Below are 26,999 nucleotides of genomic sequence, written 5' to 3'. Positions count from 1 at the left end.
TTGGCTAGAATTCACGAAAATTTAGGAGTAAATTTGCAAAATAACGCCTTTAAAACGCTAAAGAGCATAGCTACCGAGCATAACAAAAAGCTCATTTTGACCTTTGCTTTGGTGCTAGCAGAGAACGGACTTTTTCTAGCTTATCCGATATTTGCGGGCTTTGCGATCAACGCAATCATGCAAGGAAATACGTTAAATGCCCTCATTTACGCACTTTTTGTGCTTATAGCGTGGCTTGTAGGAGCCATTAGGCGCCGCGTGGATACGCAAGTTTTTGCAAATATCTACGCAAAGCTTGCTGTAAATGTCATCATGAATGAAAAACAAAATGCCAAAGACGACTCCGCCATCATCGCCAGAGTAGCGCTCTCGCGAGAGTTTGTAAATTTCTTTGAGACGCATTTTCCTATGTTTTTTACATCGGTCATTTCGATCATCGGCTCAGCGTTTATGCTCATCTTTGTCGAGCCAAAGGTCGCTGTGGCGTGCTTTGTAGTGATGACCTTTTTTCTTATATTTTTACCAAGATATATCAAGAAAAATGACGACCTTTATCTTCGCTTAAATGACCGCCTAGAAAAAGAAGCAAAGGTGATAGGTGTTTTTAACAAAAGCACGCTAAATAGGCACTATGACGTCGTTTCTAAATTTCGTATAGCGATCTCAAATAGGGAGGCGATGAGCTATTTTATCATCGGCATTAGCGCTTCGCTACTCTTTTTGGTGGCGATAATAGTGCTAAGCTCGCAGCAGACAAATGCCGGCCACATCTACTCTGTGATGACCTATATATGGAATTTCGTCATCAGTCTTGACGACTCGCCAAAGCTCATCGAGGAATTTTCAAATTTAAAAGATATCGGCAAGAGGATCGACGCCCAAAAGAAGGATAATGATGCACAACAAGAGCGTTCTTAGAAATTCGTTTTTTCTAATTTTCACGTTTATGATAGTTGAGGCCGTTTTTGGCTTCGTTTCAAACTCGCTTGCGCTTATTAGCGACGCATTTCACATGCTCTCAGACGCTGCGGCTCTCTTTTTGTCACTGATTGCTTTTAAGATCGCAGAAAAAAGGGCAAATTTACAAAAGACCTTTGGCTACAAAAGGGTCGAGATCATCGCTGCTTTCATAAACGCTATCGCTCTTATCGCACTTGCTATCTTTGTCATAGTTGAAGCGATTATCAGACTTTTTAACGAGCCAGAGATAGAGGCTGAAACGATGCTATTTGTTAGTATTTTGGGGCTTGTGGTAAATTTAGTCGTGGCTGTTTATATGCATAAAAGTGCTGATACAAAAGAAAATTTAAACATGAAAGGTGCTTATTTGCACGTGCTTGGCGACACGCTTGGCTCGGTTGGTGCCATTATTGCAGCGCTTCTTGTGATGAAATTTAACTTCACGCAGGCCGATAGCATCGCAAGTATCTTTGTCTCGCTACTCATAATAAAAAGTGGCGCTAGCTTGCTAAAAGATAGCTTTAATATCCTGATAGAAGCCGTGCCGCTTAAGCTTGATACGGATGAAATTTTAGGCGTTATAAATGGCGTAGATGGCGTTAAAATCGTGCATGACCTGCATATCTGGGCGATAAATGCTGGCACAAATGCGCTCATAGCCCACGTGGTGGTGGATGATGCTTTAAGTGTGGCTGAAATTTCAAAGATGATAAAGCGCATCGAGCATGAGCTTTCTCACGCTGGCATCGGCCATGTCACGCTTCAGTTTGAGAGCGAGAGCCTTGGACACAAAAATGGTCTCATCTGCGAGCTAAATGATGAAGATGATCACTGCGGGCATCATCACTAATCTAGGCTTTATTAACGACCTTTTTGGTTGCTTCTATCTTTTTGTCAGCCCAAAGCACGACGTCTTTTATAACTAGCTTTTCGATAGCTTTTATGAAATTTTCCATAAATTCGTAGTCGATTTCGTCGCTGTCGTTTGTTGGTAAAATAATTTTTACATTTTTTAAAATTTCTACATTATAAGAGCTGCTACCCCATGTAAAATTTGAAAATCCACATCGCATTGAAGTAATAATATAATTTGCTATATTGCTATTTAAGTTAAAATTTATGGGTATAAAAATTTTAATCTTATCACCGGTAAAATATTTGTTTTTTTGAAAAAACATTGTAGCTGTATCTTGACCAAAGCTGATCGTATTTTCATCATTTAAATATTGTATGTTTTCATCTATATATCCGCGAATTCCATTATTTTTATCTCCGCGAGTTACATAAGGATATTGTCCGCCAAACTGAATTTTATTTGCATCAAATTTACGTTTTGGAGTTTGAATTTTAAACAAATCGCCGATTTTAAATTCTTTTGCTACCGCCCATTTGTTAAATTCGTCAAATTTCTTAATAGCGGATTTTTCGGCATCAGTTAGCTCGTAATTTTTAAGTCCAGTTACTGCAAGATACGCGTCGAGTTCTTCGATAAATTTTTCCATAAAGGAAAAATTTATCTTGCCGCCTAGCGTCGGCAAGGGGATTTTAAAACTTGATAATTCATCTAGTTTGTATCCACCCTGTTATCCATCGTATAATGATACAAATTTATAAATATTTGTCATTATGTAGATTGCTATTTTTTCGTTAATTAAAAATTTAGGTTTTAATTTATTAATATTTTGAGAACAATAATACGGTTCTTTCTGAAATTTTACGTATTTGTAATTTCCTATTACAGTAGCAGTGATTGTATTTGGCTCATTTGGTAAAAAAGCTTGATTGGCTATTTTTCCTTTAATGCCATTATTTTCATTAACTCTACCGATAAAATTTATGCCATTTTCAATAAAATCTAATTTACCTTCATCTAATGACCTTGTGCCGTTAATCTCAAAAATTTCGTCAAGCCTAAATTCTTTAAATTCTCCGCCACCCGCCTTAAATTCTCGCTCTAAATTTGCTATTTTTTCACTGACTATTGCGCTTTGCTTGGGACTATCCTTTTTTAAAATTTGCGACACTTCCCAGCTTAGATAATCGCTTACGCTCTTTTTAAAATCCGCTAGCGTCGGCATAGTATCCACAGGGCTGGATTTATTCCAGTCTGCGCCGTTATCTGGGTTAATTGTCTCTTCGTAATATTCATTTTGCGTGAAAATTTCAAGCTTACTTGCGCCAAAACGCACCAAATTTACCAGCTCATCATAGCGTTCAAGTGCGCGATCGGCGATTTTTAAATTATTACTCGCTTTTTTGCGATTTGATCTTGCGTAGCCGTCGTTTGAAAAGTCAATAAATTTCACCATTTCGTCTTTTTCGTGCTTTTCACCTACTTTAAAGACGTAGATATTTGTTTGCACGCTTGATTTGCCGACGAAAAGATCAGTAGGCATTTTAATACTCGCGATAAGGGTGTTGCGTTTTAAAATCTTTTTATTAAATTCACGTGCTCTTCCGCTGCCAGCTGAGTTTTGTATGATTATGGCGGCGTAGCCTTTACTCATCATATTTAAAGCAGTTTCTACAAAGACCATGCCATTTCCAGGTGCAGAATATGGCGGATTTAGCACAAAAGCGGTTGCGGGAAATTTCTCTTTAATATCTCCAAAACCATATTCGCCACTAAAATCACTTAAACTATCCTTGTTTAAGATGTTGGAGCTTCCATCGCCCATCATTATCATGTTTAAGACTGCAAGCATATAAATAGCATGGAAGAATTTCAAGTCCTAAAAGTTGTTCTGCCTTTATCTTTAGCTCTTTTTGCTTAAATTCTTCAGGTGATTTTATATTGTCTTTAGCATCTTTTATCATTTCATTCATAGCAGCAACCAAAAGTCCAGCTGAGCCTGTGGCAAAATCCCAGACATAACTATCTTTATTTACTCGCGCAAGGCGCACTAAAAGTGTCGCGACATATGAAGGCGTAAGAACAACATCATTTAATTTATCTTGCGAAAAACCAAGCCATGAATACATTTCGTTAAATAGTTTTCCAGTAAAATCAGTGGTGAGCCCAATTTTATAGTAAATTCCTAGGTCATCTACTATTTTAGAAAATAATCGTTTTAACTGTGTCTCGCCGTTTGTTACTTTATTAATATTTTCGGATAAGATTGTATTTGATAGTGTGCGAATGATGAGATCTTTTTTATCTGTTGGAATACTTTTACAGTCCAAAAATGCTTTTATCTTTCTCGTTAAAATTTCACCATCAGTGTTGCCTTGTTCGGGTGATGATTTTAGCTGTGATTTTTCTAGTGGAGCGACCCTGCCAGGTATACCAAGAGTAGCAATGATTGAAGCTGCAACAAGATAAACTCTGTCATTCTCGCCAATTCCTTTTTCATAAATATCTTTATTTAGTTTTACTAAGCTGGCGTCAATCTCTTTTTCGCGCTTTTGTTTTATCTTTTCAAGTTCATCGTATGATAAATTTAGATATTTTAGGCTTTTTGCAAATTCATCAAAATTTGATATTTTTAAAAATGAAAGGTCGCTAAAGTCACCAACTTTTTGACCTATACCTAAATTTGACTTTGAAACATAATAGACTCCGATTTTTATTTGGAGTTTGCCTTTGTTATCTTTAAAACCAGTGACGCCAATGGCGATGATGTCAGTATAGCTTGTATGGTGAAGCAGAGCATTTGCATAGTGGATCGCTCCATTTACAGCGTATTCTTTTATATTTTTAAAATTTGGTTCATTTTTGGCGGTGCGATTTTCTACATTGCCGTCGGCGTCTAGTTTTTCTAACTTATCTTCATAGCCTTTGTATTCAATCAATACAGGATAAAAATTTAAGCTCTTATCTTGCAAGAGTAGTTTAGCATCAGGTTTGTTGCCACCTTTGCCACCTCCTTTAGAAGCATATTCTTGTAAGGCATTATCTATCTCACTATTTAAGCTCTCTTGTTCCATTTTGATATCAAGTTTATATGATTTGAGCTCTGAATTTATCATATATGCCACATTTGGTTCTACACTTTGGATTGCCATTTTTAACCTTCATTATTTTATTTTTAAAGTTGTGATTTTAACTACTTTTTACTTAATATTTAAAATTAGATTATGCAAATTTTAAATCAACTTTAGGCAAAATAAAGCCCAAATTCTCAGAAAAAGTAAAGCTTATATGAAAAACATTAGAAACTTTAGCATCATAGCTCACATCGACCACGGCAAAAGCACGCTTGCTGACCGTCTCATTCAGGAGTGTGGCGCCGTAAGTGACCGTGAGATGAGCTCGCAAATCATGGACACGATGGACATCGAAAAAGAGCGTGGCATCACGATCAAAGCCCAGTCTGTCCGCCTAAACTACGCACTAAATGGGCAAAATTTTGTTTTAAATTTGATAGACACCCCAGGACACGTCGATTTTAGCTACGAGGTAAGCCGTAGCCTAGCTAGTTGCGAGGGCGCACTGCTTGTCGTGGATGCTAGCCAGGGCGTGGAGGCGCAAACCATCGCAAACGTCTATATCGCACTTGAAAACAACCTAGAGATCATCCCAGTCATCAACAAGATCGACCTACCAGCGGCTGACCCTGCTAGGGTAAAAGACGAGATCGAGCATATCATCGGCCTTGACTGCTCAGGAGCGATCGAAGTGAGCGCAAAAACAGGCGTTGGCATAAAGGAGCTGCTTGAAGCGATCATCACGAGGATCCCTGCGCCAAATGGCGACGTAAGCAAGCCTACAAAGGCGCTCATTTACGATAGTTGGTTTGACAACTACCTTGGCGCGCTTGCTCTTGTGCGTGTTTATGATGGTGAAATTTCAAAAAATGATGAAATTTTGGTCATGGGCACGGGCAAAAAACACATCGTGCTAGACCTCATGTATCCAAATCCTATAGCTCCGATCAAGACCAAAACGCTTAGCGCTGGCGAGGTCGGCATAGTCGTGCTTGGTCTTAAAAATGTTAGCGACGTGCAGGTGGGCGATACGATGACGCAGGCTAGAAACCCGCTAAAAGAGCCAGTTGGTGGCTTTGAGAGGGCTAAGCCGTTTGTTTTTGCGGGACTTTATCCGATAGAAACTGATAAATTTGAAGATCTGCGTGACGCGCTGGATAAGCTAAAGCTAAATGACAGCTCCATTAGCTACGAGCCAGAGACCTCGGTCGCACTTGGATTTGGCTTTAGGGTTGGCTTTTTAGGTCTTCTTCACATGGAGGTCGTCAAAGAGAGGCTGGAGCGTGAATTTGACCTTGATCTCATCGCCACAGCGCCAACTGTGACTTATGAAGTCATCCAAACTGATGGGCTAAATTTAAAAATTCAAAACCCAAGTCAGCTACCGCCAGTCAATAAAATAGACTCGATCCTTGAGCCATACGTAAAGGCTACTATCATCACTCCAAGTGAGTTTTTGGGCAACATCATCACGCTTTTAAACAACCGCCGCGGCATACAAACAAAGATGGACTACATCACGACTGACCGCGTTTTGCTTGAGTATGACATACCGATGAATGAGATCGTGATGGACTTTTATGACAAGCTAAAGTCAAGCACCAAAGGCTACGCGAGCTTTGACTACGAGCCTAGCGACTACCGCGTGGGCGATCTAGTAAAGCTTGATGTCAAAGTGGCTGGCGAGACGGTCGATGCGCTCTCTATCATCGTGCCTGAGAGCAAGGCTCAGACAAAGGGCAGAGACTTTGTAAAGGCGATGAAAGAGATCGTGCCACGTCAACTCTTTGAGGTGGCGATACAAGCTAGCATCGGTAATAAAATAATCGCCCGAGAAACCGTAAAATCAATGGGCAAAAACGTCACAGCCAAGTGTTACGGTGGCGATATCACGCGCAAGAGGAAATTGCTTGAGAAGCAAAAAGAGGGTAAAAAACGTATGAAGGCGATAGGAAAGGTGAATTTGCCGCAGGAGGCGTTTTTATCCGTCCTAAAAATAGACTAACGGCTTATCTTTTGTGTCCTTTTGAAAGAGTTAGTGAAATTTTGGCTTGATGAACTACGTGTTCTATCCGCACCAAAATTTCACGTCACAGCTTTCAAAATCATCACAAAATATCTCGCCTTGTTATGAGGTGGCGATACTGCCACATTTGATTTTTGTGTTTGATTAAAATTTAAGTGCTAAATTTACAAAAAGGAGTGCTATGCCGTTTGTGAAAATTTGCGTGACAAAAGAGGGTGATAGCCCAAGCGTGGAGCAAAAAGAGAAGATGATAAGCGGAGTTACAAAGCTAATAAGCGAAATTTTAGGTAGAAGCGCTCAAAATACCGTTGTCATTATCGATGAGATCGATACGAACAACTACGGCATCGCAGGCGAGAGCGTGAAAAATCTCCGCAAAAAACAAAAAGAGCAAAAGGAAGTGAAATGCTAAGAACGACATTATTAGCAGTTTTTGCAGCCATCTTTCTAACTGGCTGCGTGGCAAAAGCTAGCCTTTGTCTATCGTGCGAGAGCATAGACGGCGTGCAAAGTGCAAGCATAAGTAGTGAAGATAAGACCTATTTTGAAGAGGTTATGAGGATCCCAGCTGACTGCAGCGCTTGCAGGGGCAGGGGCGATGGCGTCTTTATAAATGGCGTCAAGTATAGAAGCGACGTGGCGATAAACTGCTGCTTAGAAAAAAATATGATCGACATAAATGTCGGGCTAAAGAAGGTCTATTTTCATAGGATCGTTGATGCTAGAAGCAGCGCAAGGTCGATTTATTACACAAGAGAAGATGGCAGCGGCGTGGTCTTTAACTCAAATCCACGTCTTGAAGTGCTCTTTTATATGTTTTTAAAACGTGAGCTAAATTCTCGTGGCATCGTTGTCGTGGATACGCAAACATCGCCTTATACATATAGGCTTGATTTTAGATTTGACGAGCTTAGAGGCACTTACTCTAGAAGCTCTGAAATTTTAAACGGACATCTATATGGCGAGCTTGTGCTTTCAGATATAAATTTCAAAAAACGAATTCCTATCTCGACTAGACACCACGTGGAGGAGCTTGAGGCGTCAAAAAGCGGTCAGTTTGACTTCTTTATCGCGCTTTTAGTCAAGCAAGCTGCCATAAAAGTGGCTGATGAGATCACTAAACTTTGAAAGGAAAAATATGAGTAAATTTAAATTTCTAGCTATCTTTGGACTTTTTGTTCTATTTTTGAGCGGTTGTGCGCCTACTCAGACGGTGCTTGCATTTGATCCTTATAAGGCTATCGTTTCAAATCAACAAAACAGTGGTTTTGAGGTCTATATAAGTGCAGTGCATGATAGTCGCAAAAACAAAAGCACTATTGCAACTATAACAGATGGCAAGGGCACCGTGGATGAATACGTCGTGCTTCAAAATGACCTTGCGACCTACTTTGGCGATTCTCTTAAAAAAGAGCTCATAGCTCATGGCGCAAATGTAAATGGCATGGGTGGCGTCGTGGTTGAAGTTTTCATAAACGAATTTGAAGCAAATATGAGCGGATATGGCAGCGACAACACAAAAGGCAAGATAAAGATCACTCTTAAAATCCAAAAAGGCGATCAAAGCATCATCAAAAATATCTCAAACAACCAAACCAAATTTGAGCTAGTTCGCACTGGCGGAGCGTTTAAGCCATTCTTAACAGACATCATCAACGATGCCGTTAAACGCTCTGCGATCGCTATCTTAAATAGCTGATGTTTTGTGCGTTTTGCAAGAGCTTTACGCTAAAGACATTTTGTAAAACCTGCTCGCAAATTTTAAGCGAGCCAAGCCCTGTAGTAAGAGAGCTAGAGGGCTTTAAAATTTATAGCTTCTATGGCTACTCTGAGATCAAAGAGCTCATCCACTCAAAGCACCAAATGCACGGACTTTTTATCTATAAAAATTTAGCTAAATTTGCATTTAAGAAATTTGCTAAAAGCTTTAGCTTTCCAGAGCAAATTTATGCTCTGCCGATAGATGATAGAGTGCATCATGGCTACTCGCACACGGCTATTTTGGCAAATGAACTTCGTGCTAAAAACCTTAAACCCATCTTTCACGCTTTGCATGCGACAAGCAATGTCAGCTACAGCGGCAAGGATCTTAAATTTAGGCAAAACAATCCAAGAAATTTTAAAATTTTAAAAAAGATTACCGCACCAGTTATCTTAGTCGATGACATCGTAACTACTGGCACAACGATACTAGAAGCTAGAGATACACTTCAAAAAGCAGGCGTTGATGTGCTTTTTGCACTTGTTTTAGCAGATGCTAGAAACTAGGTTTTATGTTTATTTTTTATGTAATTTAAAAAGATGAAAAAGTAAAGCAATGTCTTATTTTCAGGTTGTTTTTTTGACAATGCCTTTTTTTAAGCTATTTTTAAAGAAATGCTAATTATAATACAACTTCTCTTAAGTGTTCCGGATTAGCTCAGCGGTAGAGTAGGTGACTGTTAATCACTTGGTCGCTGGTTCGAACCCAGCATCCGGAGCCATTCTTCTTAAAAAATCCTTTTAAAACCCAGATTTTAACGATGTTTCAAGAACTTTAAGTTTTCTTATTTTTTGTATTTTTCCCCTTTATTTCCCCTCAGTTTTATTTAATATTTTAAAATTTTCTATTTTGCTCTAATGTGTTTTTATACATGTTATTTTTTGTTTTAAAGAGTTACAGATAAAAAACATAAAATGTTTTTACTCTAATTCACTACAAATTACCCTAAAGAGCTATATTTTATAAGAAATTTCTAAAAATATCTCATTCTGTGATGAAAAAATACCTCAATTAGTATAATTAATAGTAAAAGTAAAAAGGATTTTTATGCTCGATAGTAATGAGTTTTTAAATACAGTACTACAAAGTCTAGAAAGACAGTTTCCATTTGTGCAGGCTCTAGATCGGAAGCAAACGGCCAAGGCGATTGGAATTGGACTTTCAACATTAGACTTACGCATTAAAGATGGCAGGAATTTGCCTAGATATATAAAAATAGGTGATGCTAAAAATTCAAGGATAGTTTTTCCTTTGCTTTCAATAGCTGAATTTTTAACAAATCAAAGGCAAAAGGTTCTATGATGAAGCAAAATAAGAGAAATAAGCTCACTATAAGACTTGATGATAATGAACTTAATCAAGTGAATCTAAATGCTTCAATATCTGGACTAAATAAGTCATCCTATATAAGACACGTTTTAATAAACACTAAGCCACCTATTCATAAATTTGATAAGGCAATGATAATTCAGGTGGCAAAAATAGGCAATAATATAAACCAAATTGCAAAGCATGTAAATACAGATAAAGTCATAGATGGTGTTGTTTTAAAGCAAATAATTGATGTCAATAAAAAATTAGACGATTTAATGCTGCAAAAGCAAAATCCAGCATCCGGAGCCATCTATCTTCAAAAATCCTTTTAAAATCCCTATTTTAGCGATGTTTTAAGAACTTTAAGGTTTTTTATTTTTTTGCATTTTTCCCCTTTATTTCCCCTCAGTTTTATTGCTATTTCAAAGTATATTGTCCTGATTTGCGGTCAAAATACTATTAGATATTAATCTTTGGCGAAGTTAAAATAATTTCTTCATTCATCCTAGCTTCATTTTAGGCTTTTATAATGCGCTCATCCAAACGAAAGTTGGAAATCAAAAATAAAAGGATCAAAAATGAAAAATGTATTAGGTGCGGCGCTTTTAGCAGCAATTTTAGGAGCGATAAGTTTGCAAGCAGCCATCACGTCAAAAGAGGCTTTAAACATAGCTGAGAAAAACTTTCCAGGCTCAAGCGTCAAAGATATCGAGATGAACGTCAAAAAGGGCGTGACATTTTATAAGATAGATTCTTTTAAAGACGGCGTCAAACAAGAGATCAAGATCGATGCCAATAGCGGTCAGATCGTTAAAATGGAGAATAAAAATAAAAAACATATCTTGCCGATCGAAGCGGTAGATTTTTCAAAATTTGCTCTTAGCATTGACGAGGCTGTGGCTAAAGCTCAAGCGCTCGAGGCTGGCTGGAGCTTTGATGAGGCAGAGCTTGATAATAAAAATGGTGCTTGGATATACAAAGTAGAGCTTAAGCGCGACAGGAGCGAGAAAAAAGTGATTATAAACGCTCAAAATGGCGAGATAATCGGCAACTATACAAAGTGATCTAGCGCCCTTTTTGGGCGTTCAATTTTATAAAGGTGAAAAAGATGAGTGAAAATTTAGAGAAAAATTTAAACGATAAAGTTGGCGAACAGAGTTTAGAGAGAAATTTGAATAAAAATTTAAGCAAAAGCTTGAGAGAAAATTTAAGTGAAAATGCCGAGGCTTGTGCTAATAAAAATAGTTGCGAAAATTTAGGCAAGAGCGAGCAAAACCCTGAAAATTTAGATAAAAATTTAAGCCAAGCTTTTTCAAAATGCAAAGCTCAAAATTTCTTTAAAAAAACGCTTGAGCTTTCGCTTCAAGGTGCAGCGGATTTGCTCATCTATGCTGGCAAGGCTGGAGTTTGGCTATCAAACGTTTCAAACTGCCTAAAAGACGAGGCGCAAAGGGCGGAGCTATCAAAGATAAATGAAGAGCAGGCCAAATTTGAAGGGCTAGCTCACATCTTGCCAGACATAGTTAAAGAGATCGTCACAGAGCGCCTAAAAGTAGAGCCAAACGAGGTGGAATTTGCACCGATCTATCTAGCTAAAAAACAAAGTTTTGGCACGCTTGGAGCGGAGTATTTTTACGAGGCAAGGGCTAAATTTAACGGCTTTTTATATGATTTTAAGATAGGCGCAGCAAATGGTGAAATTTTAAATCTAAAAATAAAAAGCCAAATTTGATAAAATAGCTAGCAAAACCAAGTGAGGCAGGTAAGGCAGGGATGAAAATTTTAGTCGTCGAGGATGAAATGGACCTAAATAGCGTCATCACAAGGCACCTAAAGAAAAACGGATATAGCGTAGATAGCGCGTTTAACGGCGAGGAGGCGATGGACTTTACTGCCGTCGCGCACTACGATCTTATCGTGCTTGATCTTATGATGCCAGTGATGGACGGACTTACATTTTTGCAAAGATCGCGCGCCGCAAAGCTTGCCACCCCTGTGCTGATACTAACGGCAAAGGACGATGTGGACGACGTTGTAAAGGGGCTTGACGCTGGCGCGGATGACTACTTGGTCAAGCCATTTGACTTTAAGGAGCTGCTAGCTAGGGTGCGCACGCTCATTCGCCGAAACAGCGGCAACGTGGCTAGTGAAATTTGCGCAGGTGAGCTAAAGATCGACCTTTCTAAAAAGTCAGTCGAATTTAGCGGCGAGCAGGTAGAGCTAACTGGCAAAGAGTATGAAATTTTAGAGTTTTTGATGCTAAATAAGGGCAGAATTTTAACTCGCGACCAGATCAAAGAGCACGTCTGGGACTTTGACTACACGGGCGGCTCAAACGTCATTGACGTGCTTATAAAAAACATAAGAAAAAAGCTTGGCGAGTGCGAGGTGATCCAGACTAAAAGAGGGCTTGGCTATGTTGTTAAGGATTAAGCAAGCGCTTGCAAACATTCCGATAACCGCGCGCGTAACGCTTTGGTACTCGTTTTTTATCATCGCTATCGTGGCGGCTCTCATTGCTATCTCGGCGGTCGTGGCGGATGAGGTTTTTGAGGATGTGAGCCAAAAAAAGCTAGCCAAATCAGTCACCAAAATAGCCAATGACATGGATGAGTTTGAGCCATACGATGATGGGATATTTTTTATAAAATATAACGCGAAAGGCGATGTGATCGGCGGTCTAGCGCCAAAGCGCTTTCAAATTTCACTTAAAATGAACAGCGGCGCAGTCCGTCTTTTTGAAAACGGCGAAAACCGTTTTTACTACTACGATATCGCAGCTAGAGGTAAAGAAGTCTGGGTCAGAGGAGTGATAAATGCGGAGAAATTTTTCAAAAAAGAGGGGCTATTCTTACTGGCTCTTGGTGTTTTTGTGCCGGTTTTGTTTCTCTTCGTGCTTTACGGCGGCTATAAAACGATAAAAAACGCGATGAAGCCAGTTGCTACGATGTCTAAAACTGCGCTTGAGATAGGCAGCAGCCGTGACTTTTCAAAGCGCATAGACCTGCCTGCTGGCAAAGACGAGCTGCACGCGCTTGCAAGCGTTTTTAACCAGATGCTAGACTCCCTCGAAAAGGTCTATCAAAGCGAGAAACAGCTCACTTCAGACGTCTCGCACGAGCTGCGAACGCCGCTATCTGTCATAATGGCTGAGAGCGACTACGCTAAAAATTACTCGCAAAATTTGGACGAGGCCAAGGAGTCGCTGGAGGTCATCTCTAGGCAGTCAAGAAAGATCACCTCGTTGATAGATCAAATTTTGGAGCTCTCGAGGCTAGAAGCTGGCAGAAATTTACATCTAAAAAGTATAAATTTAAGCTCTATCTTGCAAAATTTAGCCAGTGATTATGAGAAGCTAGTAAGTGCAAAGGGGCTAAAATTTAGCTGCGTTGTAGCACAAGATGCCGTAATCCTCGGCGATGAGCTGATGATATCAAGGCTGGTGGATAACTTTTTAAGCAACGCTCTTAAATTTGCAGTGGCTAAGATCGAGCTAAATTTAAGCGTATCAAAAACGCACGCACTTTTGTCTGTAAAAGACGATGGCATGGGCATCTCTAAAAAAGATAGCGAGCTAATCTGGAATAAATTTTACCAAGCCAATAGCTCAAGAAACAAAAGTCTAAACACAGGCAGCGGTCTTGGCCTAGCTATTGCTGCAAACATCGCTAAAATTCACGGCGCAAAGCTTGGCGTAAAAAGCGAAGCAGGCAGCGAATTTTGGGCAGAATTTGAGCTTATAAATTTAAAAGAAGTGAAAATTTAGGCAGTTTGCTAAGACAAAATTTATACAAGAGCAAAACAAACATAAGAGCGAATTTAAATTTCACACAAAATGACGTCTATTTATAAGCACAAGAGTATCAAAGTTACGAGATAGATAAGGATTGAGCTAAAGTATTAAGATGTGTGATTAAAAGCCTGCTTAAATGGCTTTTAAAAGAGCTTGTAAAAAGATGTAAAGCTTTTATAAAGAAATTTTAGCCACTTTGATTTTGAGCAAAACTCATTCTAGCTACGAATAAACCACTCTTTTCTATGCCTTTTATAACTTTGATATCTAGCAAGCTTTACAAAATTTAGCCCAGAGCCACAAGCCACGCGAGCAAAAAACAAAATGCAAAAAGACACTAAATTTAGTGTCTTTTATCGTTATCTTTCGCCAAGTTTGCCACATGCATCAGCGCGGCATCTACTGCAGTGCGTCATCTGGTCTATATCGCCGCCTATCGATCTTCGTATGCGGTGGATCTCCTCGGTTGAAGGGGACTTTAAATTTTCAAAAGGGGTGTCATGCACCGGTATCATCGCCATGCAGTTCATTATGTCAGCTCCCCACTGATTTGCCTTTGCCGAGATGCTTTGGACGTGATTTATATTGACCCCAGGGATGACTACGGTGTTTATCTTTACTAGCATGCCAGCCTCTTTTAGCTTGCGGATGCCCTCGTCCTGGCGTGCTAGCAGTATCCTAGCAGCCTCCTCGCCGTAGTAGTTTTTACCCTCATACCTCACCCACGAATAGACCTTCGAGCCAATATCTGGCGTCACGGCATTAACAGTTACTGTCACGTGGCTCACGCCAAGGCGCACGATCTCATCAACGTGCTCAGGCAGTGCTAAGCCATTAGTCGAGAGGCAGAGCAGGGCGTTTGGGAAGTGGGACTTGCACTTTTCAAAGGTCGCTAGCGTCTTGTCAGCGTCGCACATCGGATCGCCAGGTCCAGCGATACCGATGACTGAGATGTCTTGTCTAAATTTAAAGAGCTTTTCTAGAAATTTCACCGATTCATCTGGTGTTTGCACCTTTGCCGTTACGCCAGGGCGATTTTCATTAGCGCAGTCATATATGCGGTTGCAGAAGTTGCACTGGATGTTGCAGTGAGGTGCTACTGGCAGATGCACGCGTCCGTAGCTAGTGGAGGCCTTTTTGTTAAAGCATGGGTGATTGTCTAAATCAGCCTTAGTGCGAAAGATCATTAGCTCTTTTTCCTTCCAAATTTAATGGCATTTGCATGGCAGACATTTAGGCAGTCTCCGCAGTTTGTGCAGTTTATCTCATCAGGTCTTGTCCCCATCTCGCACTTGCGCAAGCATGCGTCGCAGTCGTCACAAGCGCTTGTTTTATAGACGCGAAAGATCGAAAATTTACGCAAAATTTCAAGCACGCCACCTGATGGACAGACGAAGCGGCACCAAAGATTAGCTACGATTAGCGAGGCTAACATGACTGAGATGATGATCACCGTGCGAGTGACCCACTCCCATTCGCCAAAGCGAAGTGACAAAGTAACGGCGGTTAGGTACTCGTCGCTCGTTCTTATAGGTATCATCATGCGTGGATTGCCCCAGACGAAATAGACCCAAAGGCTGATTGCTATGGCAATTAGCATGCCTATTTGAGCGATTATTAGCTTTTTGCTGCGGATTTTTAGCTTGAAAAAGGCAAATTTACCAAGCATTTGATTGACAAAGCCTGCTGGACAGACCCAGCTACAAAATGCCCTGCCAAAGAGGATGACAAGCGCTGGGATAAATAGCCAAAATCCAAAAAACAGCGACGTGATCCGCCCCCAACAGGTGATGATAGGGCAGTTTTGGCAATTTACAAAAGGCACTGCAAAAGGGCATCTAAAAATGCCGTAATACGCCCACTGACCGATGCCTGCTATAAAGATGAGCTGCACTAGGCGTCTTATCTTTGTTGTGGGAGAGTTTTTGCTTTTCTTTTTTAAATTTACATTACCGCATGCACTGCTATTAGAGCATGCGCTATTACAGCTACTACACATCTTTTACACCAAACCTTTCTATAAGCTCTAGCCCACGCGCTGAATAAATGGAGGTAAAGCCATGTTTTTCAAAAATTTCTTGACCCTCAGTGCCGCAAACAAAGTCTGCAAAGTCATTTGCTAGCCTTTCATCTTTTACATATTTCATTATATTTAGCGTAAAAGTGAGCGGTCCAGGTGGGATGAGCTTTTCGTCTATGGGCATGTACTCGATCTTGTCTTTGAACCTATCGTGCTTTGTTAGGCGTTTTTCGATGATCGAAGCATCGCCCTTGCCATCAACTAGCTCGCACATCATATTTATGACGCATGATCCATTTGCGACCATGTTTTTCATCACCGCATCAGTGAGGTTTGAGTTTTTTAAGATCCCTTTGACTGGGCCACTGCCAGGGGGCGATGATCTAAGAGGCAGCATCACTCTAACTCCTGGCTCTGCAAGGTCTTTTAAGTCGCGAATGCCTGCAGGATTGCCTTTTGGCACGACTAGGACGTAGTCAGTAAAGCATAGTGGTCTAAAGTGGAGGCTAAGACCAGCTTTGCGAAGTTTTTTAGAAAGCTCTAAAACCCTTGCTCCAAAGAGCTCGGTCGTGCTTTGAAGTGCTAAAAGCGACTTGCCAAGAGCGCCAGCAAAGGCGCCGGTGTATTGGATGTTGTGCCCTGTTCTTGACTCGTAAATGGCGTTTAGCTCGTTAAAAGCTTCAGACAAGCCTCCACACGACCAAACCTGAAGCGAGTCAGACTTAAATGGCGTAAAGCCAGCCAGCATCGTTTGTGGCGTGGCAATAGCCGCTGTGGCTAAAGCACCTTTTAAAAAGCCACGGCGTGATATACCGGTTTGTTTTAATTCCACGAAATCTCCTTTTGGGATTTAGAAATGTAAATTTGATATTTTCGGCACGCGAAACTTGTGAAATTTGACTTTTGAAATTTGCAAAAATGGTAGTTGAAGGTAAATTTATGCAAATGTAAATTGCGACCGCAATCTAAATTTGAGTGATTATAGCCAAATGCTAGCTTAAAAATCGAGATAAATTTAAAAGATGCAGGGATAAATTTGCTAAAGTAAATTTATAGTTCAAAAAATAATTAAGAATTTAGTCATCAAAAGGTTTAAAAAGGTATATAATGCCTTTTGCGATTTAAATGGAATTTATCTTAAAAATGGAGGTTTATCTTGAAAAATAATCTTAGCATTTCTCTTGTTTTATCTAGCATTTTATGTAGCTGCTTAGACGCTCAGGTCATGGATATAGGGACAAATTTTTATAGAGATTACCTTGATCTTGCGCAAAATAAAGGCATCTTTAAAGCCACAGACGCACCACTAGAATTTACGCAAAGAAACGGCACTAAATTTACGTTTAATAAGATCCCAAACAACAACGCAAGAAACAATAAAGGCAACTTCACCGCTCTTGGACGAAATTTTGTAGTTACAGCAAATCACACACTCCTTGCCTCAGCTGCTACAAATTTTAATGAAAACAGAGGCTGGTTTGGCAACACACTTTATGAATACGCAACAAATTCTACGCAAAAGCTTTATAGTGCAGACACAACGTATCTTCGCACTTCAAAATACATAGTCGAAGGGCAGATCGATCCTTTGGATGTGCCAAATTTGGAGATCTCTAGCCAAGATCAAGCAAAAGATGAGGCTAATGCAAACAAGATAGAAGATCGTTTTAGAGATATAAAAAATAGCGGCGGAGCTAGTGGCGAGAACATCCTTGCATACGAGGCTGGCACTGGCTCACTTGCTCTTGAAAAGCCAAAGAGCGATTCAGATGGCTTTGCTGAGGTGATGAGCGCTACTGAGTTTGAGAACCAAAATATAGTAAATAACGCACTTGGTGCAAGCGTAAATGAGATAGGAGTGGCGTACTCGGCGGTTTATAAGAGCCATTACTCAAGTGTAAGCAAACCCGGGGTTTATCTATTTATGACTTCAAACAGAGGCTTTAGAAATAGACTTTTGCCAGGAGATAGTGGCTCTGGGTTTTTTGTCTATGACACGGTAGCTCAAAAATGGGTCTTAGTAGGTGTTTTAACCGGAGTTGAGGATAATAAAAACTACGCTTCTATCGTTACTGCAAGAGATTTTAATGACTATAAAAAAGAGTATGAAAATTTAGTAAGTGGCGTAAATGTCCTAGGCAGCGCGCTAGTGCAAAATAAAGATAATATATTTAGCAGCGCAAATGGCTCAAACATCACGCTAAACTCTAATCTAGACTTAGGACATGGCGGTATCGTCGTAAATAGCGGAGATCTTACGCTAAATAGCACAAATGGTAGCAAGATAGCAAAATTTGCAGGTTTTGACATAGCTGGTGGTGCTAGTTTAAATTTAAACGTCACTTCAGACATAAGCGTGCATAAGCTAGGCAAAGGCAGCTTGATAGTAAGCTCAAGTGGCAACAAACCACTAAGGCTAGGCGAGGGTGTGGTTGAGCTAAGAGCTTTAAATGCCTTTGATAAAATTTATCTAACAAGTGGCAGAGGGCTCTTAAGGCTTGGCGTGAATGAAAATTTAAATGATAAAATTTTCTTTGGCAATGGTGGCGGAGCGCTTGAACTAAATGGCTTTAATCAGACTTTTAACAACATATCATCCAACTCAAGCGACGCAAAGATAACAAATGAAAACTCACAAAGAGCAACGCTTGCTATAAACGGCGAGAGTGGCAAAGATACGATATTTCACGCAAGCATCGATAAAAATATAGAGCTAAAACATAGCGGGCAGGGCAAGGAGCTTGTTTTTGACGGAGGATTTGACATTGATGGTGCTTTGAGCCTAGAAAACGCCAAAGTTACACTCCAAGGACATCCAAAGACGCACGCCATTGGTGATGCTAGCGTTTTAACTCCCCTAGCAAAGAGCAAGATAGCCGCAGCTGGTCTAAGCGAGCCAGCCTATATGGATCTAACTCGCCCATCCACACTCTCTCAGCCTGACTGGGACGAGAGAAAATTTAGTGCAAAAGATGGCATAAAGCTTAAATCATCAGAGCTTACCATAGGTAAAGATGCTAAGCTAAATGGCGACATCTCAGCTAAAAACTCGGTCATAAATTTAAGTGGCGAGCTAACACACTATATAGATAAATTTGATGGCTCAAATACTTATGATGATGGCTTAAAGTATCGCCAGTATATTGAGAGTAAAAATTTACTTGTTAAAGACGTTAAATTTGACAATAAAATCGTTATGGATAGCGATAGTCTGCTAAGAGTAGGAGGCGCAACTAAGCTAAAAGAGCTAGTAATAAATGGCAAAGATACGCCTTTAGCTAAAGATGTGCTCTCAGGGGATGGTAAATTTGAGGTAGAAAATTTAGAGGTTGGTGGTGCGCAAAAGCTTGGCTTTGAGCCTGATAGCCTCATAAAAAAGAGCCTAAAGATAAAGAGTTTTGGCAGTGAAAATGAGCCGATACTTGACTTTAAAAAGGTCCTAACTCTTGGCGCTGGGATGAAATTTGATGTTGATTTTACTGCAGCACTTAAAGGTGGCATGGCGCTTGATAAAACATATACTTTAGTAAGCGCGCAAAATATCATAAATGAGGGCGCTATCTTTAACAACGAACAAAAACTTGGGGATTTGTTTATGACCTACGCCATAAGTGACGGCAAGATCGTGATGAAGCTAAGCGACAAAAAAGGAGAAAATCCAGCCGTTTCGTCCAATGTAGTGCAAGAGAGGGTTTCTAAATTTAGCCAAAGAGAAAATAAAATCCTAAGTATGCTAAAAGGCACGCCTGAATTTGTGCAAGCAATCTCAAGCGGTGACGACGAGGCGCTAAGAAAACTAGCCCAAAAAGCCGACAAAGATATGAAAGAAATTTCTACTTCTTCGCTCAAAATGAGCATGAAAGCCTTGCAAAACAGCAATGAGCTGATGAACTCTAGGTTGTTCGTGATCACGCGGCTAAGGGCAAAGGCTGATATCTCGCAGTTTAAGCTAGCTGGACTTGAAAGCGACATCATGCCAAGCGCGAAGATGGCTTATGAAGCAGCAGAAGCTAGCAGGGAGAGAAACAACTTCTGGGCAAATGTAAATGGTGCTTATTTTAAGGATAGACAAAGCGATGGGGATCTTAAATTTTATGGTACAAATATCGGCTATGACAGAGGTTATGACGAGTTTATCTTAGGCGTGAGCGCTGGAGTAAGCAAGGCTAAATTTAGCTCAAATGTATTAAAAGATGATGCTAAAATTTATAGTTTTGGTGCGTATGGGCTTTTTGAAAGAGGAGCTCACGAGATACAAAGTAACTTAAATTTTGCCTTTATAAACTCAAAACGCAGCCTAGATGAGGCGCAAAAAGCTAGCGTAAAAGGCAGGGGCATCCTCTCAAGCAACTACTATAAATATAAAATTTCACTCTCTAAAAGTGGCGAGTTTGAGCAAAGCATAAAGCCACTACTTGCATTGGAGCTTGGCGCTAATAGCATTGATGGATTTAAAAATGACAGATATGATCAAAAGAGCATAAATGACTTTAATGTGGCTGTAGCAGCGGGAGTAGAATACGCTTTAAATAGCGATAAAAACGCCTTTAGCGTGCAATTTTTAGTAAAGCAAAGTGTATATAACTCAGAAGATAAGTCTTATGTTTCGCTTAATAATTCAAATGAATATGTTGATTACAAGCTTGATAACAATAAGCTAAGCTATAAGCTTACTTTAAACTCAGACACCAAACTTAGCGAAAATTTAGTTCTCTCTTCTCAGCTAAGCGGGATGCTTGATAATGATAAAAACTACGGCATAAGTGGTGGTTTGAAGATCGAGTATAAATTTTAAATTTATGTCAAAGTGGATTTAAATTTCACTTTGACATTGGTAAAAATTGGTAATTTTGAAATCTAATGAAAAATAGTGAAATTTAAAACTTGAAAGTAGGTGGTGGGTTCACCAGGACTCGAACCTGGGACCATCCGGTTATGAGCCGGATGCTCTAACCAACTGAGCTATGAACCCACAGTTGAAAGAAAATCGTATTATACAAGAAAAAGCTTATCTAAATATAAAAATAGCCTTTTTAATATGGCGTATAAAAACGAACAAATTTAAAAAGAAAAAGCCCTAAAATAGGGCTTATAAATTATTTATAATTTTTTATCGCAGCGTCTAAAATCTCTTTTGCAGCGTTTGCGTCTTTAAATTCTTTCACCTTTACCCATTTGTTTGGCTCAAGAATTTTATAAGTTTCAAAGAAATTTTTGATCTTATTTAGTGTCGCAGTTGGCAAATCTTCGTAGCTTTTTATCGCCTCATATCTTGGATCGATCTTTGTAACTGGCACAGCCAAAAGCTTCTCATCCATACCTGCTTCATCTTCCATCACCAAAACGCCTATCAAACGGCAAGGGATGACGCTACCAGCTTGGAGTGGATACTCGTTTAGCACCAAAATATCAGCCGGATCGCCGTCAGCTGCAAGTGTGTTTGGCACAAAGCCGTAGTTTGCTGGGTAGAACATTGCTGAGTAAAGCACGCGATCAACTACGACTGCACCGCTATCTTTGTCGATCTCGTATTTGATATTTGAGCCATAAGGTATTTCGATTACGGCATTGATTTTGTCTGGGTTTGAGCCAAATTTGATCTTTGAAACGTTCATATATTTGTCCTTTTTATTAGAAATTTTCGTGATTTTAGTATTTTTTGCATTAAATACTCGTAAATTTAACTACTTTACAACCTCTACGCTATCTACGTCGATCTTCGTTTTTGTAAGCTCTTTATCCACCTCTCCTCTTATCCTTAAAGGCGTATCTTCGTTAGATGTTACATTGCCCCACTTGTTATTGTTAATCTCAACAATGATAGTGTCGCCATTTTTATCAATAAATTCATATTTGTCTGATTTTATTTGTGACTTTATCTTGCCCTCAAGCACGACTTTGGCATCGTCATTTAGTTTTAAAGCCTCTTTTACGCTTATAACATTTTCGCTTTTGTGATTTGAGACAAAGCCTCCAGCCATTGCGATGCTAACAGCCAGTGAAGCGATGAAGATTTTTTTCATTTTTATCCTTTTTTGGTTGGTTGTTAAATTTAAAGGATATTACATTTTTGGTGTTAATAAATGGTAAGTTTTAAGACCTTGCACCTTTTGATGCAAGGTCTGTGAATTATATAAGTTTAGCTAGTAAATTTTTGATGTCAGCTACGATCTCGTCGATGCCACGCTCGCCATTTACCACGTGAAGTAGCTCTTTTTCGCTGTAAAATTTGCGGATAGGTTTGATCGGATCAAGATAGACTTTCATGCGGTTGTTAAAGACTTCGTTGTTATCGTCAGCGCCTCTTGCACGGCCAAGCACTCTAGCTCTTGCCACATCTTCGCTGACATCCACTTCGATGACGCCTTTTAGAGAAATTTCATCTTGCTCGCTTAAGACTTTGTCAAGCTCGGTCATTTGCTCAACGCTTCTTGGGTAGCCGTCGATTATGATGTTTGATTTATTTGAGCTTTTGATGGCTGAGACGATAGCATTTACGACAACGTCAAGTGGGACCAAATTTCCTTTTGAGATAAAGCCGTCTATTAGTTTGCCAAGCTCGCTACCACTTGCGACTTCAGCTCTTAAAAGATCGCCAGTTGAAAAGTGTGCAAATTTCTCATCATGCTGTGCAATGATAGATGCGTCTGTTGTTTTGCCGCTGCCTGGAGCGCCGATGATTAAAAATAAATTCTTCATTTTTTCCCTTTTTTATATTTTTTGAGCGCCTTTGAATGAGTTTGAAAATTTCACCCAGCAGCAGACTATATGTCTAGCTTTGGGATGAAATTTTCTGCACAACATCCAAAATCATCTCAAAAATTTAAATTTTTAAAATAACTCAAATTTAGACACCTAAAAGTCTAAATTTATTGCAAAAATTTTAATTCTTTTGCTCTTTTTCTCTTATCCTTAGTCCTAGCTCCCTAAGCTGTTCGTTGCTAGCGTAGCTTGGTGCCTTTGTGAGTGGGCACTGAGCGCGCTGTGTTTTAGGGAAGGCTATGACGTCGCGGATCGAGCTTGCTTTATTCACAAGCATATTTAGTCTGTCAAAGCCGATCGCGATACCACCGTGTGGAGGCGCACCAAATGTCAAGGCATCAAGCAAGAAGCCAAATTTCTCACGCTGCTCGGCTTCATCTATGCCAAGAAGCTTAAAGACTTTTTGTTGGATGTCGTTTTTGTGAATTCTTATACTTCCGCCGCCAAGCTCAAAGCCGTTTAAGACGACGTCGTGAGCGATAGAGAGGATATCTTCAAGATCAGGCTCGTCTATATTTTTTGGCATTGTAAATGGGTGGTGCATCGCAGAGTAGCTGCCATCGTCATTTTGCTCAAACATTGGGAAGTCAAGCACCCATAAAAACTCAAGTCTATCTTGATCGATGATGCCCATTTGCTCAGCTAAGAAAATTCTAAATCGTCCCATATAATCAAGCACGATTTTTTTCTTGCCAGCACCAAAGAATACGACATCGCCAACCTTTAGCTCACATCTTGAGACTATCTCGTCAAGATCGCTTTGCTCGAAAAATTTGCAAAGCGGACCTTTTAAACCATCTTCTTTCATCTGGAAGTAGCCAAGGCCTTGCGCGCCAAATTTACGTACAAATTCCTCAAATCTATTCATCTCGCGCTTACTAAAGATATTATCGCCATTTGGCACTTTTAGCGCTTTTATGCGGTTTTTCTTCTTATCTTTTGCGATAGAGCTAAAAATTTCATTGCTTGAGCGCTCGAAAATATCGATCACATCGATCATTTTTAGATCATATCTAAGATCAGGCTTGTCTGAGCCGTAAGTCTCAGTCGCCTCTTTGTAGCTCATGCGTCTAAATGGCGTTTTGATATCGTGTCCGCAGGCTTTAAAGATATCTTTTAGCATCGTTTCAGCCATATTTATGATATCTTCTTGCTCGACAAAGCTCATTTCGATATCTATTTGAGTAAATTCTGGTTGGCGATCAGCCCTTAAGTCCTCGTCGCGGAAGCATTTTGCTATCTGAAAATACTTATCAAAGCCAGAACACATTAAAAGTTGTTTAAATAGCTGTGGGCTTTGCGGAAGCGCATAAAATTGACCTGGATATACGCGGCTTGGCACTAGGTAGTCTCTCGCACCTTCTGGAGTTGCGCGTGTTAAAACTGGAGTTTCAAACTCGATAAAGCCCATTTTATCTAGGCTATTTCTAGCTGCGATCGCAGCACGAGAACGAATTTTAAAGATATTTTGCAAGCGCTCGCTTCTAAGGTCTAAAAAGCGGTATTTTAGCCTGATGTCCTCATTTACGCTCTCATCGCCTATCATAAATGGTAGTGGCTCGCTTGGATTTTCGATGATTAGCTCGCTTACTATCACCTCTATCTCGCCAGTTTTTAGCTTTGGATTGGTTAGTCCTTCGCCTCTAGCTCTTACTTTTCCTTTTGCTTTTAAGACATATTCATCTCTTACTTTTGCAGCCACGTCGTGTGCTTCTTTGCTGTCAGCAGGGTCACAAACTAATTGTATAAGCCCGCTAACGTCTCTTAAGTCGATGAAAACAACGCCGCCGTGGTCTCTATATGTGTTTGCCCAGCCACAAAGTATTACTTCTTTGCCGATATCAGCTTTACTAAGATCGGTGCAATAATGACTTCGCATAAAATGCTCCTTTGCAATGTTTTTTAGGCAATTATAATCGCTTTTTTCTTTTGAAAAGCTTTGTTAAAATAAAATATGTTACAATCATTTCTATGAAAAATGAACAAAAATTTAATACCACAAACGCCAAAAAAGTGGGACTTATCGCGAAAGATTATCCATTATTTAAGCAGGATTTAGCAAAGCTAGAAAAAATTTTAAAAAAGTATAACGCAGAAATTTTGCTTGAAAAAAACTGCGCAAAGCAGGTAGAAAAAAGTGGCTTTGAGCTGATAAAACTAGCCAAAGAGTGCGAATTTCTTATCACACTTGGTGGAGATGGCACGATCATCTCAACTTGCAGAAAGCTAGCTCACATCTCGCCACTAATCCTTGGCATACACGCTGGCAAGCTCGGCTTTTTGACAGATATAACGATAAATGAGAGTGAGAAGTTTTTTAAAGACTTTTTTGATGATAAATTTGAGGTAGAGACGCCTTTTATGCTTGATGTTACGCTTCATAAAAATGATGGCAAATGTGATCAAAAGATAGCATTTAACGACGCAGTCATCGTTAGTAAAAATGGTGGCTCGATGACGCATATCGAGGCACTTTTAAATGAAAAGTATTTTAACTCATATTTTGGAGACGGCGTCATAGTGGCGACACCTGCAGGAACTACGGCATATAATATGAGTGCAAATGGTCCTATCATATATCCACTAAGCGAGGTCTTTGCGCTAACTCCCATCTGCTCGCACTCGCTCACGCAGCGTCCAGTCGTGCTTACGAAAAACCACACGGTTAAATTTAGAACAAATAGCGACGCCATTTTAGTCATAGACGGACAAGACCGCTTTGATATGAGTAAAATTTCAGCCGTTAGCATGAGTCTGAGCGAGAAAAAAGCGAGGCTGATACGCCATATCGGTAGGGATTATTTTCAAATTTTAAAAGAGAAACTTCACTGGGGTTATAATGATTGATCGAATTTTGATTAAGGATTATCTAAATTTTAAAAATGTCGAGCTAAATTTCAAAGAGGGTCTTAGCGTATTTACGGGCGTTAGTGGCGCTGGCAAGTCGGTGCTGATGGGCGCGATAATGGCTGTTTTTGGGCTAAAAGATAGCGAGGCAAGGCTGATAGAAGCTGACGTGGAGCATAAATTTGAGCTTGATGAGTTTGGCATAGAAAACGAAGAGGTCAATATTTTCAAGCTTTTAAAAGACAAGAGCACGAGATATTTTATAAACCAACAAGCCATCTCAAAGAAAAATTTAGCCCAAGTGGCGCGCGAGCACATCAAATATCTCTCGGCAAAAGAGGCAAATGAATTTGAAAACGAGAAATTTCTAAATTTGCTTGATAGGCTTGAAATTTCAAAAAATGAGAAATTTAAAGAGATAAAGCAGGAATTTGAAGAGGCGTTTTTAGAATTTTCTAAAATTTCAAAAGAGCTAGCCACTATAAAAGAGGAAGAGAAAAAGGTCGAGGAGCTAAAGGAGCTTGCTAGCTTTGAGATCGAGAAGATAAGAAGTGTCGGGCCTAAAAAAGGCGAGTTTGAAGAGCTTATGGAGACTAAAAAAAGGCTTAGTAAAAAAGACAAGATAAATGAAGCGTGGGCTAGGGCTGAGCGGATATTTGAGCTAGAGCACAGCGTAAATGAGGCGCTAAGTATCAGCGACCTTGACAACGGCTTTTTTGAAGATGCGATGAATGAGCTAAGGGTCGCAAGAGATAGCCTAAATATGGAGGAGCTTGACGATATCGACGTAGAGAGCGTGCTTGATAGGATAGAAGCTCTTAATGCCATCATCAGGCGCTACGGCAGCGAGGAGGAGGCGTTAGAAGCGCTTGCTAAAAAGGAAAAAGAGCTTGCCAGATATGAAAATTTAAGCTTTGAAAAGAGCGAGCTAGAGAAGAAATTTGAAACTTTAAGCAAAAAGGCAAATGAGCTAGCCAGCACTTTAAGCAAGGCAAGGAGCGTAAATTTAAAAGAGCTTGAGGCGATGATAAATTTATACCTAAAAGAGCTTTATATGCCAGATATCACGCTGAGTATTGAGGCTAAAAAGCTTGATATCTTAGGCGCTGATGAAATTTGTCTAAATTTAAACGAGACCTCGCTTAAAAATTTAAGCTCAGGCGAGCTAAACCGCTTAAGGCTGGCTTTTATAGCTGCCTCTAGTGAGATCACAAAAACTGGCGGTGATGTCATCATTTTAGACGAAATAGATGCAAATTTAAGTGGAAAAGAGGCGATGAGTATCGCAAATGTCTTGCTTAAGCTTGCAAATTTCTATCAAATTTTTGCCATTTCGCACCAGCCTCAGCTTAGCTCAAAAGCAAATTCGCACTTTTTAGTAGAGCGTCACGGCGCGAGCTCAGTCGTAAGAGAGCTTGACAAAGAGGAGCGTGTAAATGAGCTTGCGCGTATGATAAGCGGCGAGCATATCAGCGAAGAGGCGATAAATTTCGCCAAAGGACTTTTAAAATAGCTTGAAATTTAAGTTTTAAATTTAAGCTTTGTGATTAGGTTTATTTGTTAAAATCCGAGCTAGTTTAATAAAAAA

At 39.8% G+C, this 26,999-nt stretch carries 25 protein-coding genes, 2 tRNA genes and 1 pseudogene; 17 read left to right on the top strand and 11 right to left on the bottom strand.

Features of this window, described 5'->3' with window-relative positions; genetic code table 11:
- Positions 1 to 33 precede the first annotated feature (33 nt).
- Together CYP05_RS08995 and CYP05_RS08990 are read left to right on the top strand one after the other, a co-directional pair.
- On the top strand, positions 34 to 918 hold the full coding sequence (locus tag CYP05_RS08995; RefSeq protein ID WP_103585732.1) for an ABC transporter six-transmembrane domain-containing protein: 885 nt from the start codon (positions 34 to 36) through the stop codon (positions 916 to 918).
- Positions 896 to 1,810 carry a cation diffusion facilitator family transporter gene (locus tag CYP05_RS08990; protein WP_103642680.1) on the top strand — a complete coding sequence of 305 codons (915 nt, stop codon included), beginning with the start codon at positions 896 to 898 and terminating at the stop codon, positions 1,808 to 1,810. Before CYP05_RS08995 ends, CYP05_RS08990 begins: the two co-directional genes overlap by 23 nt.
- A gap of 1 nt (position 1,811) precedes the next feature.
- Here CYP05_RS08990 and CYP05_RS09865 read toward each other — a convergent pair whose 3' ends face one another.
- The 3 genes and pseudogenes from CYP05_RS09865 to CYP05_RS08985 form a co-directional block, all read right to left on the bottom strand.
- Complete coding sequence (locus tag CYP05_RS09865) at positions 1,812 to 2,462, bottom strand: restriction endonuclease subunit S (RefSeq protein WP_141090289.1); 651 nt, start codon at positions 2,460 to 2,462, stop codon at positions 1,812 to 1,814.
- Positions 2,463 to 2,543: 81 nt separating this feature from the next.
- Positions 2,544 to 2,852 carry a restriction endonuclease subunit S gene (locus CYP05_RS10265; RefSeq protein WP_258031553.1) on the bottom strand — a complete coding sequence of 103 codons (309 nt, stop codon included), beginning with the start codon at positions 2,850 to 2,852 and terminating at the stop codon, positions 2,544 to 2,546.
- A gap of 102 nt (positions 2,853 to 2,954) precedes the next feature.
- A pseudogene (locus CYP05_RS08985) lies at positions 2,955 to 4,965 on the bottom strand (HsdM family class I SAM-dependent methyltransferase); the annotation flags it as partial.
- A gap of 136 nt (positions 4,966 to 5,101) precedes the next feature.
- Between CYP05_RS08985 and lepA the strand changes: the two are divergent.
- From lepA to CYP05_RS08925, 12 genes are all read left to right on the top strand, one after another.
- Positions 5,102 to 6,892 carry a translation elongation factor 4 gene (lepA, locus tag CYP05_RS08980; protein ID WP_103642679.1) on the top strand — a complete coding sequence of 597 codons (1,791 nt, stop codon included), beginning with the start codon at positions 5,102 to 5,104 and terminating at the stop codon, positions 6,890 to 6,892.
- A 202-nt stretch (positions 6,893 to 7,094) separates the two neighbouring features.
- Positions 7,095 to 7,325 (top strand): 2-hydroxymuconate tautomerase family protein, encoded by a 231-nt coding sequence (locus CYP05_RS08975; RefSeq protein WP_009294206.1) that lies wholly within the window; start codon positions 7,095 to 7,097, stop codon positions 7,323 to 7,325.
- Entirely contained in the window at positions 7,319 to 8,041 is a 723-nt protein-coding gene (locus tag CYP05_RS08970; protein ID WP_103642678.1) for a hypothetical protein, read from the top strand. The genes CYP05_RS08975 and CYP05_RS08970 overlap by 7 nt, the downstream gene beginning before the upstream one ends.
- 10 nt (positions 8,042 to 8,051) lie before the next feature.
- On the top strand, positions 8,052 to 8,612 hold the full coding sequence (locus CYP05_RS08965; protein WP_103578142.1) for a YajG family lipoprotein: 561 nt from the start codon (positions 8,052 to 8,054) through the stop codon (positions 8,610 to 8,612).
- Positions 8,612 to 9,181 carry a ComF family protein gene (locus CYP05_RS08960; protein WP_103642677.1) on the top strand — a complete coding sequence of 190 codons (570 nt, stop codon included), beginning with the start codon at positions 8,612 to 8,614 and terminating at the stop codon, positions 9,179 to 9,181. The genes CYP05_RS08965 and CYP05_RS08960 overlap by 1 nt, the downstream gene beginning before the upstream one ends.
- A gap of 140 nt (positions 9,182 to 9,321) precedes the next feature.
- Positions 9,322 to 9,396 (top strand) — tRNA-Asn (locus CYP05_RS08955).
- 326 nt (positions 9,397 to 9,722) lie between these two features.
- Complete coding sequence (locus tag CYP05_RS08950) at positions 9,723 to 9,977, top strand: helix-turn-helix transcriptional regulator (protein ID WP_103642676.1); 255 nt, start codon at positions 9,723 to 9,725, stop codon at positions 9,975 to 9,977.
- Complete coding sequence (locus CYP05_RS10035; RefSeq protein ID WP_181001201.1) at positions 9,977 to 10,321, top strand: plasmid mobilization protein; 345 nt, start codon at positions 9,977 to 9,979, stop codon at positions 10,319 to 10,321. The genes CYP05_RS08950 and CYP05_RS10035 overlap by 1 nt, the downstream gene beginning before the upstream one ends.
- Before the next feature lie 246 nt (positions 10,322 to 10,567).
- Positions 10,568 to 11,053, top strand: a complete 486-nt coding sequence (locus CYP05_RS08940; protein ID WP_103642675.1) for a PepSY domain-containing protein — start codon at positions 10,568 to 10,570, stop codon at positions 11,051 to 11,053.
- A gap of 44 nt (positions 11,054 to 11,097) precedes the next feature.
- A complete protein-coding gene (locus CYP05_RS08935) occupies positions 11,098 to 11,721 on the top strand; it encodes a hypothetical protein (RefSeq protein ID WP_103642674.1) in 624 nt (207 codons plus the stop codon).
- A gap of 41 nt (positions 11,722 to 11,762) precedes the next feature.
- A complete protein-coding gene (locus CYP05_RS08930; RefSeq protein WP_103642673.1) occupies positions 11,763 to 12,422 on the top strand; it encodes a response regulator transcription factor in 660 nt (219 codons plus the stop codon).
- Positions 12,406 to 13,755, top strand: a complete 1,350-nt coding sequence (locus CYP05_RS08925) for a sensor histidine kinase (RefSeq protein ID WP_103642672.1) — start codon at positions 12,406 to 12,408, stop codon at positions 13,753 to 13,755. Before CYP05_RS08930 ends, CYP05_RS08925 begins: the two co-directional genes overlap by 17 nt.
- Positions 13,756 to 14,141: 386 nt before the next feature.
- On the opposite strand, the gene nifB is transcribed toward CYP05_RS08925, so the two are convergent.
- Genes nifB through CYP05_RS08910 form a run of 3 tightly spaced genes read right to left on the bottom strand, consistent with a single transcriptional unit; the run spans position 14,142 to position 16,634 of the window.
- Positions 14,142 to 14,969: a nitrogenase cofactor biosynthesis protein NifB gene (gene nifB, locus CYP05_RS08920; protein ID WP_103642671.1), complete on the bottom strand. Its 828-nt coding sequence runs from the start codon at positions 14,967 to 14,969 to the stop codon at positions 14,142 to 14,144.
- Positions 14,969 to 15,781: a 4Fe-4S binding protein gene (locus CYP05_RS08915; protein WP_103642670.1), complete on the bottom strand. Its 813-nt coding sequence runs from the start codon at positions 15,779 to 15,781 to the stop codon at positions 14,969 to 14,971. The genes nifB and CYP05_RS08915 overlap by 1 nt, the downstream gene beginning before the upstream one ends.
- Positions 15,774 to 16,634: a substrate-binding domain-containing protein gene (locus CYP05_RS08910; protein WP_103642669.1), complete on the bottom strand. Its 861-nt coding sequence runs from the start codon at positions 16,632 to 16,634 to the stop codon at positions 15,774 to 15,776. Before CYP05_RS08910 ends, CYP05_RS08915 begins: the two co-directional genes overlap by 8 nt.
- Positions 16,635 to 16,958: 324 nt before the next feature.
- Between CYP05_RS08910 and CYP05_RS08905 the strand changes: the two genes are divergently transcribed.
- The gene (locus CYP05_RS08905; RefSeq protein ID WP_103642668.1) at positions 16,959 to 20,597 is read left to right on the top strand and encodes a S6 family peptidase; all 3,639 of its coding nucleotides are present in this window, start codon (positions 16,959 to 16,961) and stop codon (positions 20,595 to 20,597) included.
- Positions 20,598 to 20,697: 100 nt separating this feature from the next.
- Here the strand turns inward: CYP05_RS08905 and CYP05_RS08900 are convergent.
- The 5 genes from CYP05_RS08900 to aspS all read right to left on the bottom strand — a co-directional run bounded on the left by CYP05_RS08900 (position 20,698) and on the right by aspS (position 24,443).
- A tRNA-Ile gene (locus CYP05_RS08900) sits at positions 20,698 to 20,774 on the bottom strand.
- Positions 20,775 to 20,898: 124 nt separating this feature from the next.
- Positions 20,899 to 21,417, bottom strand: a complete 519-nt coding sequence (ppa, locus tag CYP05_RS08895) for an inorganic diphosphatase (protein WP_103642667.1) — start codon at positions 21,415 to 21,417, stop codon at positions 20,899 to 20,901.
- A 69-nt stretch (positions 21,418 to 21,486) separates the two neighbouring features.
- Positions 21,487 to 21,825 carry a NirD/YgiW/YdeI family stress tolerance protein gene (locus CYP05_RS08890; RefSeq protein ID WP_103642666.1) on the bottom strand — a complete coding sequence of 113 codons (339 nt, stop codon included), beginning with the start codon at positions 21,823 to 21,825 and terminating at the stop codon, positions 21,487 to 21,489.
- 106 nt (positions 21,826 to 21,931) lie between these two features.
- Positions 21,932 to 22,501 carry an adenylate kinase gene (locus CYP05_RS08885; RefSeq protein ID WP_004317610.1) on the bottom strand — a complete coding sequence of 190 codons (570 nt, stop codon included), beginning with the start codon at positions 22,499 to 22,501 and terminating at the stop codon, positions 21,932 to 21,934.
- A 184-nt stretch (positions 22,502 to 22,685) separates the two neighbouring features.
- Positions 22,686 to 24,443 (bottom strand): aspartate--tRNA ligase, encoded by a 1,758-nt coding sequence (gene aspS, locus CYP05_RS08880; protein ID WP_103642665.1) that lies wholly within the window; start codon positions 24,441 to 24,443, stop codon positions 22,686 to 22,688.
- 92 nt (positions 24,444 to 24,535) lie between these two features.
- Between aspS and CYP05_RS08875 the strand changes: the two genes are divergently transcribed.
- Together CYP05_RS08875 and CYP05_RS08870 are read left to right on the top strand one after the other, a co-directional pair.
- On the top strand, positions 24,536 to 25,411 hold the full coding sequence (locus CYP05_RS08875; RefSeq protein ID WP_103642664.1) for an NAD(+) kinase: 876 nt from the start codon (positions 24,536 to 24,538) through the stop codon (positions 25,409 to 25,411).
- Complete coding sequence (locus CYP05_RS08870) at positions 25,404 to 26,924, top strand: AAA family ATPase (protein WP_181001200.1); 1,521 nt, start codon at positions 25,404 to 25,406, stop codon at positions 26,922 to 26,924. Before CYP05_RS08875 ends, CYP05_RS08870 begins: the two co-directional genes overlap by 8 nt.
- The last annotated feature ends 75 nt before the right edge of the window (positions 26,925 to 26,999 follow it).

This window comes from Campylobacter concisus, assembly GCF_002913545.1.
In the GTDB taxonomy this organism is placed as follows: Bacteria; Campylobacterota; Campylobacteria; order Campylobacterales; family Campylobacteraceae; genus Campylobacter_A; species Campylobacter_A concisus_AV.
The sequence above is the reverse complement of the archived record's forward strand: the minus strand, read 5'-3'. Positions and strand labels throughout refer to the sequence as shown.

What these genes read in the sequence shown, in the direction of transcription:
- CYP05_RS08990 (WP_103642680.1), top strand. Translation starts at nt 896, where the DNA reads ATGCACAACAAGAGCGTTCTTAGAAATTCGTTTTTTCTAATTTTCACG.
- CYP05_RS09865 (WP_141090289.1), bottom strand. Translation starts at nt 2,462, where the DNA reads ATGGAAAAATTTATCGAAGAACTCGACGCGTATCTTGCAGTAACTGGA.
- lepA (WP_103642679.1), top strand. Translation starts at nt 5,102, where the DNA reads ATGAAAAACATTAGAAACTTTAGCATCATAGCTCACATCGACCACGGC.
- CYP05_RS08975 (WP_009294206.1), top strand. Translation starts at nt 7,095, where the DNA reads ATGCCGTTTGTGAAAATTTGCGTGACAAAAGAGGGTGATAGCCCAAGC.
- CYP05_RS08970 (WP_103642678.1), top strand. Translation starts at nt 7,319, where the DNA reads ATGCTAAGAACGACATTATTAGCAGTTTTTGCAGCCATCTTTCTAACT.
- CYP05_RS08965 (WP_103578142.1), top strand. Translation starts at nt 8,052, where the DNA reads ATGAGTAAATTTAAATTTCTAGCTATCTTTGGACTTTTTGTTCTATTT.
- CYP05_RS08960 (WP_103642677.1), top strand. Translation starts at nt 8,612, where the DNA reads ATGTTTTGTGCGTTTTGCAAGAGCTTTACGCTAAAGACATTTTGTAAA.
- CYP05_RS08950 (WP_103642676.1), top strand. Translation starts at nt 9,723, where the DNA reads ATGCTCGATAGTAATGAGTTTTTAAATACAGTACTACAAAGTCTAGAA.
- CYP05_RS10035 (WP_181001201.1), top strand. Translation starts at nt 9,977, where the DNA reads ATGAAGCAAAATAAGAGAAATAAGCTCACTATAAGACTTGATGATAAT.
- CYP05_RS08940 (WP_103642675.1), top strand. Translation starts at nt 10,568, where the DNA reads ATGAAAAATGTATTAGGTGCGGCGCTTTTAGCAGCAATTTTAGGAGCG.
- CYP05_RS08935 (WP_103642674.1), top strand. Translation starts at nt 11,098, where the DNA reads ATGAGTGAAAATTTAGAGAAAAATTTAAACGATAAAGTTGGCGAACAG.
- CYP05_RS08930 (WP_103642673.1), top strand. Translation starts at nt 11,763, where the DNA reads ATGAAAATTTTAGTCGTCGAGGATGAAATGGACCTAAATAGCGTCATC.
- CYP05_RS08925 (WP_103642672.1), top strand. Translation starts at nt 12,406, where the DNA reads ATGTTGTTAAGGATTAAGCAAGCGCTTGCAAACATTCCGATAACCGCG.
- nifB (WP_103642671.1), bottom strand. Translation starts at nt 14,969, where the DNA reads ATGATCTTTCGCACTAAGGCTGATTTAGACAATCACCCATGCTTTAAC.
- CYP05_RS08915 (WP_103642670.1), bottom strand. Translation starts at nt 15,781, where the DNA reads ATGTGTAGTAGCTGTAATAGCGCATGCTCTAATAGCAGTGCATGCGGT.
- ppa (WP_103642667.1), bottom strand. Translation starts at nt 21,417, where the DNA reads ATGAACGTTTCAAAGATCAAATTTGGCTCAAACCCAGACAAAATCAAT.
- CYP05_RS08890 (WP_103642666.1), bottom strand. Translation starts at nt 21,825, where the DNA reads ATGAAAAAAATCTTCATCGCTTCACTGGCTGTTAGCATCGCAATGGCT.
- CYP05_RS08885 (WP_004317610.1), bottom strand. Translation starts at nt 22,501, where the DNA reads ATGAAGAATTTATTTTTAATCATCGGCGCTCCAGGCAGCGGCAAAACA.
- aspS (WP_103642665.1), bottom strand. Translation starts at nt 24,443, where the DNA reads ATGCGAAGTCATTATTGCACCGATCTTAGTAAAGCTGATATCGGCAAA.
- CYP05_RS08875 (WP_103642664.1), top strand. Translation starts at nt 24,536, where the DNA reads ATGAAAAATGAACAAAAATTTAATACCACAAACGCCAAAAAAGTGGGA.
- CYP05_RS08870 (WP_181001200.1), top strand. Translation starts at nt 25,404, where the DNA reads ATGATTGATCGAATTTTGATTAAGGATTATCTAAATTTTAAAAATGTC.